6 protein-coding genes and 2 tRNA genes are annotated in these 6545 nt (G+C 67.8%); 2 read left to right on the top strand and 6 right to left on the bottom strand.

What is annotated here, in order from left to right; all coding sequences use genetic code 11:
• Positions 1–4: 4 nt before the first annotated feature.
• The 6 genes from Q0579_RS07360 to aroA form a co-directional block, all read right to left on the bottom strand.
• On the bottom strand, positions 5–1375 hold the full coding sequence (locus tag Q0579_RS07360; RefSeq protein WP_298810676.1) for an ABC transporter substrate-binding protein: 1371 nt from the start codon (positions 1373–1375) through the stop codon (positions 5–7).
• Positions 1376–1446: 71 nt separating this feature from the next.
• Positions 1447–1530, bottom strand: a tRNA-Leu gene (locus Q0579_RS07365).
• Between the two features lie 69 nt (positions 1531–1599).
• Positions 1600–1878 (bottom strand): integration host factor subunit beta, encoded by a 279-nt coding sequence (ihfB, locus tag Q0579_RS07370; RefSeq protein WP_298810678.1) that lies wholly within the window; start codon positions 1876–1878, stop codon positions 1600–1602.
• Between the two features lie 165 nt (positions 1879–2043).
• Complete coding sequence (gene rpsA, locus Q0579_RS07375) at positions 2044–3750, bottom strand: 30S ribosomal protein S1 (protein WP_298810680.1); 1707 nt, start codon at positions 3748–3750, stop codon at positions 2044–2046.
• Between the two features lie 258 nt (positions 3751–4008).
• On the bottom strand, positions 4009–4635 hold the full coding sequence (cmk, locus tag Q0579_RS07380; protein ID WP_298810682.1) for a (d)CMP kinase: 627 nt from the start codon (positions 4633–4635) through the stop codon (positions 4009–4011).
• Positions 4632–5966, bottom strand: coding sequence for a 3-phosphoshikimate 1-carboxyvinyltransferase (gene aroA, locus Q0579_RS07385; RefSeq protein ID WP_298810683.1), 1335 nt, complete (start codon positions 5964–5966; stop codon positions 4632–4634). The genes cmk and aroA overlap by 4 nt, the downstream gene beginning before the upstream one ends.
• 95 nt (positions 5967–6061) lie before the next feature.
• Here aroA and Q0579_RS07390 point away from each other — a divergent pair, with 95 nt between their 5' ends.
• Positions 6062–6385, top strand: a complete 324-nt coding sequence (locus Q0579_RS07390) for a TIGR02300 family protein (protein WP_298810685.1) — start codon at positions 6062–6064, stop codon at positions 6383–6385.
• An 83-nt stretch (positions 6386–6468) separates the two neighbouring features.
• Positions 6469–6544 (top strand) — tRNA-Ala (locus Q0579_RS07395).
• Position 6545: the final 1 nt, after the last annotated feature.

A 6545-nucleotide genomic window follows, 5' to 3' on the forward strand; every position in this document is an offset into this window, starting at 1 on the left:
ACGATTATCTGGTATCGCGGCGCAAGCGGTTCAACGGATGCCATGCGCGCGCGTTCGCCTGCCACTGCGCGAGCCTGAGGGAGACAAGCGACCAGCGGAACGGTCGGGCGAGGGGGATGAAGGCGGCGTCGGCGGTGAGTGCGATGTCAGCGCGTGCGATCGTCGCCGCCCGCGCGTCGAGCGTCGGGGCGAGCCGCGCGGCCTCAATCGCCTGCTGCGCCTCGTCCGAGCAAGCGAGGCATGCCTCCGACAGGTACCAGCGCGCGCTGTCGTATGGGGCGACCAGGTCGACCAGGCGCAGGTCGGCGGCGGGCTCGTCGAGCGCAAGGCGGACCGGCCTGATCCCCATCGCGTAGAGATCGGCGGCGAGCCGCGTCCAGAGCAGCGTACCGCCGGTACCCGCAGGCAGTGCCAAGCCGAGCGTTGGAGTGCCGGCGGTCGCGCGCCACGTGGCGACGCGTGCGCGGATCGCGGCGAGACGCTGCTCGCGCGGCTCGGATGCCCAAGCGGGTTGCGTCGGCGGAGAGAGCGAGTCGAGCTGATCGGGCAGCAGTGTCTCGGCCCCGGTCCAATCGGGCGAGACGGCGGCGACGAGCGCTGCGCGGTCAAATGCGGCGGCGAGGGCGGCGCGGGTCTGCGGGTCCGCCAGCAACCCGTCGCGGCGCGTTACTGCGAGCCCGAACAACCCCGCAGCGGGATCGACGCGGATCGTCGCGGCGGTCGGGTCGGCGCGCTGGACGAGCGGCCAGTCGGCGAGGGTACCTCCTGCGACCAGATCGGCCTGACGATTGACGAAGCGCACGATCGCGCGCGCGGCACGCTCCCCGATCAGGCGGACGTTGTCCTCGGGCGTCGGCGCATCGGCGTCGGGGTCGGGGTCCTCGATCGGTCGCAGCAGCACCGCGTGCGTGCCGCTGTTCGCGACGCGGAATGGACCGGCACCGCCGCCGGCGGACGCGCGCACCAGGGCGAGTTCGGGCTGTGCGAACAATTTGAGCAAATCGGGACGCGGCCGGGCGAGTTCGATCTCGATGACCTCGGGCGTCATTTCGACCACGTCGTCGATCGCGCTGAGATAGGGCGCGAGGCTGTTGCGTGCGCCGCGCGCGAGCTGACGCTTGAGCAGCGAGACGACCTGCTGCGCGCGCACCGGCTCGCCGTTGGTCCAGCGCGCTTCACGCAGACGAAAGATGTAGCTGGTGCCGTCGTCGGTGACGGTCCAGCGCTCGGCAAGGCCGCCTTCGATCTGGCCGGCGGCATCAAAGCGGACCAGCCCCTCCGCGACCGCGTCGGTCAGCAGGCGATCCGCCGTGGCGAGCAGGCGGCGATCCGCTCCGGCGAGCGCGGGCGCTTCACCGATCACGCTGACCACCACGGGACCTGTGTCGGCGCGACGATCGCACGAGGTTGTCAGCAGCAGCGCGGGCAGACTCGCGGCTGCGATGATGGTGCGGACGGCGGGACTCGAACCCGCACGCCATGGGCAGAAGATTTTAAGTCTCCAGCGTCTACCGATTCCGCCACGTCCGCGCATCAGCTTCGCGCTTGAGCGCGCTTCGGTGTCGCGCGTCAAGCATCGAAGCGTGAAAGTCGAAGCGGTCAGACGTTCAGGCGCTGACGCATTTCCTTGCCGGGCTTGAAATAGGGCACGCGCTTCGCGGTCACGTCGACCGTCTCGCCGGTACGGGGATTGCGCCCGGTGCGCTCGTCGCGCTGGCGCGTGGAGAAGGCACCGAACCCGCGCAGCTCGACACGACCGTTGGCGGCGAGACGATCGACGATCTGGTCGAAGAAGGTGGAAACGATCGCCTCGACATCGCGCTGGGACAATTCCGGATTCTCTTCGGTGAGCCGGTTGACGAGTTCCGACCGAATCATTCGCTTCCCCACATTCGCAACACTTGGCGGGACGAGCCCTACGCAGCCCAGTTGATACAGGTAAATAGAGGCGCGGGATAGGACCGAAACGTCATTATGGCATCGAAACGAAAAGGGGCCGGCAGTGCCGACCCCTTCGCAAGTGTTCCGTTGTGAAACGGACGCTTACTTCTTCGAGTCGCGAGCCTTGAGCGCTTCGCCCAGGATGTCGCCCAGCGACGCACCCGAGTCGGACGAACCGTATTGCGCGACGGCCTGCTTCTCCTCGGAGATCTGCATCGCCTTGATCGAGAAGGTCGGCTTCTTGGAACGGTCGAAACCGGTCACCATCGCGTCGAACTTCTGGCCGACCTGGAAACGCTCCGGACGCTGCTCGTCGCGGTCGCGGCCGAGGTCGGTGCGCTTGATGAAGCCGGTCGCGCCGTCGTCACCCTGCTGCACTTCGAGACCGGCGTCGCGAACCTCGAGCACCGTGACAGTGACGATCTGGTTCTTGCCGATCCGGTCGCCCGCACCCGCGGCGACGGGGCCGCCACGCTCGAGCTGCTTCATGCCGAGCGAGATGCGCTCCTTCTCCGAGTCGATGTCGAGCACGACGGCCTGCACCGTCTCACCCTTGCGATGGAGGTTGAGCGCGTCCTCACCCGACACGCCCCAGGCGATGTCGGACATGTGGACCATGCCGTCGACGTCGTTGTCGAGGCCGATGAACAGGCCGAACTCGGTCGCGTTCTTGACTTCGCCTTCGACGGTCGAACCGACCGGATGAGCGGCGGCGAACGCCTCCCACGGATTGGCCTGCGCCTGCTTGAGGCCGAGCGAAATGCGGCGCTTCTCGGCGTCGACCTCGAGCACCACCACGTCGACTTCCTGGCTGGTCGAGACGATCTTGCCCGGGTGGACGTTCTTCTTGGTCCAGCTCATCTCCGACACGTGGACCAGACCCTCGATGCCCGGCTCGAGCTCGACGAAGGCACCGTATTCGGTGATGTTGGTGACGCGGCCCGACAGCTTCGCGCCGACCGGATACTTAACGCCCGCGCCATCCCACGGATCGCTCTCGAGCTGCTTCATGCCAAGCGAGATGCGCTGCGTGTCCTTGTTGATGCGAATGATCTGAACGCGCACGGTGTCGCCGATGTTGATCATCTCCGACGGGTGCTGGACACGCTTGTACGACAGGTCGGTGACGTGGAGCAGGCCGTCAATGCCGCCCAGATCAACGAACGCGCCGTAATCGGTGATGTTCTTGACCACGCCTTCGATGATCTGACCCTCGGCCAGGCTCTGGATCAGGCCCGAGCGCTGCTCGGCGCGGGTTTCCTCGAGCACCGCGCGACGCGACACGACGATGTTGCCGCGCTTGCGGTCCATCTTGAGGATCTGGAACGGCTGCGGAATGTCCATCAGCGGGGTGACGTCGCGCACCGGGCGGATGTCGACCTGCGAACCCGGCAGGAAGGCAACGGCGCCCGACAGGTCGACGGTGAAGCCGCCCTTGACGCGGCCGAAGATCGTGCCCTCGACGCGCGCGGTCTTCGCGAATTCGACCTCGAGCTTGTCCCAGGCGGCTTCGCGGCGCGCACGGTCGCGGCTGAGCATCGCTTCGCCGTGCATGTTCTCGACGCGATCGACGTAGACCTCGACTTCGTCGCCGACCTTCAGCTCGGCCTTCTGACCGGGCGCGGGCGCGAACTCGCGCAGCGGCACGCGACCTTCGCTCTTCAGGCCGACGTCAATGACGGCCAGGTCATTCTCGATGCCGGTAACGGTGCCGAGCACCACGCGGCCCTCGAAGCTGTCGGCGCCGCCGAACATGTCATCGAGCATTGCCGCGAAATCGTCGCGTGAGGGAGCTGCCGTAGAGGCCATAAATCCGTAAGTCCTAAACGTTGTCGTTTCCGGCCAAGCGGTTGGTTCCGCTGGTCTAGGGTTTAACCCCAGGGCCAAAACACCGCGCCGACCCCATGCCGGACGCGGTATCCGCGCAAGCCGATCGTTCAAGGGAGGACCAAGACGCCAATGCGAAAAGGGCGCGAAGGGACGAGCCCGCCGCGCCGTGCCTCCGCGAACATCGGCTCGCTGGACGGCTAGGCTATACGCGAGCGCGGGTGCGCAGGCAAGCAGCGCTTACGCGGGGTCGCGGCGCGCCTCGACCAGCGCGATCGCCTTCGCGATCGACGCGTCGATCGACAGGAAACTGGTGTCGAGCAAGGCGGCGTCGGCGGCGGGCACGAGCGGCGCGGCCGAGCGGCTGCTGTCACGTTCGTCGCGCGCGCGAATGTCGGCGAGCACCTGATCGAAGCTGACGGCGCTGCCGCGGTTCTTGAGCTCGTTGTGACGGCGCTGCGCCCGGATCGTAGGCGTCGCGCGGACGAACAGTTTGGCGCGCGCATCGGGTGCGATCACGGTGCCAATATCGCGCCCGTCGAGCACCGCGCCGCCTTCCTGGTGCGCGAACCTTTTCTGCCGCTGGAGCAGGGCTGCGCGGACCAGCGGGTGCGCGGAGACGACGGAAGCGAGTTGCCCAATATCGTCGTCGCGCAGCGCGGGGTCGGCGAGGGTGAGCTCGTCGAAGTCGCAGGCGGCGACCGCGTCGGCCTCTTTCTCGGGATCGAGTTCCATCCGGCGCACGGTAGCGGCGACCGCGCGGTAGAGCAGGCCGGTGTCGAGATGCGGCAGGTGATAATGCCGCGCGAGCGCTTTCGCGATCGTGCCCTTGCCCGAGGCGGCGGGTCCATCGACGGCGATGATCATGCGGAAGCTCCGGTCAGCTGGGCGAGTTGGTCGAAGAAGACGGGATAGCTGGTCGCGACTGGCGACACGTCGTCGATCATGACGGGCGCGCGGGCGTGGAGGCCGGCAACCGTCATGCTCATCGCGATGCGGTGGTCGAGTTGGGTTGCGACGCAGCCGCCTCCGGGGATCGCTTCGCCGCTGGTGCCGTTGATCGACAGACCGTCGTCGTGCTCGGTGACGGAAACGCCGTTCGCCTCCAGCGCGGCGCGCATCGCGGCGATACGGTCACTTTCCTTGACGCGCAGCTCGTCCGCGCCGCGCGCGACCGTACGGCCGGCGGCAAAGGCGGCGGCGACGAACAGCACGGGATATTCGTCGATCATCGCGGGCGCGAGATCGTGCGGGACGGTGATGCCCCGCAACGCGGCGTGACGGACGCGCAGATCGGCCACCGGCTCGCCGCCGACGGTGCGGGGAGCGAGTTCGTTGATGTCGGCGCCCATCATGCGCAGCGCGGTGACGAGGCCAGCCCGGGTGGGGTTGAGCCCGACATTCTCGATCACGACCTCGCTGCCGGGCACGATCGAGGCGGCGACCATCCAAAATGCGGCGGACGAGGGGTCACCGGGCACGACGATCTGTTGCGGGCGCAGCTCCGCCTCGCCAGTGATCGAGATGACGCGGCCGCGCGCGGTCTGCTCGACTCGAACGTCGGCGCCGAAGCCCGCCAGCATCCGCTCGCTGTGGTCGCGTGTCGGCACCGGCTCGATCACGCGGGTGATGCCGGGCGTGTTGAGCCCGGCGAGCAGGATGGCCGACTTCACCTGCGCCGAGGCGACGGGCAGTTCATATTCGATCGGCACCGCGGGGCAGAGCCCGCGCAGCATCAATGGCAGGCGCCCGCCGGGCGAGGCGGTGATGTCCGCGCCCATTTGCGACAAGGGCGTGATGACGCGCTCCATCGGACGGACCGACAGCGAGGCGTCGCCGGTGAAGGTCGCGGTGATCGGGTGCGAGGCGATCAGCCCCATCAGCAGCCGCGTCGAGGTGCCCGAATTCCCCATGTCGAGCGCGCCTGCGGGTTGCAGCAGCCCACCGACGCCGACACCGTTGATCGTCCATACGCCGGCTGCATCGCGCTCGATTTGCGCGCCCATGGCGCGGAGTGCGGCGGCGGTGGCGAGCACGTCCTCGCCCTCCAGCAGCCCCTCGACGCGGCTCTCGCCGACTGCGAGCGCGGACAGCATGAGCGCGCGGTGGCTGATCGACTTGTCGCCGGGAACGCGGATGCGCCCTGCGAGGCGCGCGGCGGCGGGAACGGTCAGACGGAAGGGTCGGGCATGCGGCATCCGCGCCGCTTGCCAGCCGGGTTGTGCTATGGCAAGGCGCGCCCCACTTCGCAGGGCCGACCTGCAGAACCACCCATCCGAAAGGCTTTCACGGCATGATCCAGCCGGAATGGGGCACGAAGCGTACGTGCCCGAAATGCGCGACGCGTTTCTATGACCTGACCAAGGACGACCCCGTTACCTGCATCAACTGCGGTTATGCGTGGGCGCCCGAGCCGATCCTGAAGTCGAAGCAGCCGCTGCCGTTCGAGGCGGCGAAGACCGACAAGCAGGAAGCCGACAACGACCTGGCCGGTGACGACGAGGACATGGATCTGGCGCCGAACGACGACGAGGAGCCCTCGGCGGACGACGAGGTCGATCTGGGCGGCGACGACGATCTGGGCGTGGAAGCGCCGAGCGACGACGACGAGAACTGATTTTTCGACAATGGCGGCAAGTGGCGCAAACTGCCACTTGCCAAGCCTTCGGCGCCCGGTTAGTGGGCGCTTCCCAACGGAATGGGGCCGTAGCTCAGCTGGGAGAGCGTCGCAATGGCATTGCGAAGGTCAGGGGTTCGATCCCCCTCGGCTCCACCAT

Source organism: uncultured Sphingomonas sp., assembly GCF_936927845.1.
In the GTDB taxonomy this organism is placed as follows: Bacteria; Pseudomonadota; Alphaproteobacteria; order Sphingomonadales; family Sphingomonadaceae; genus Sphingomonas.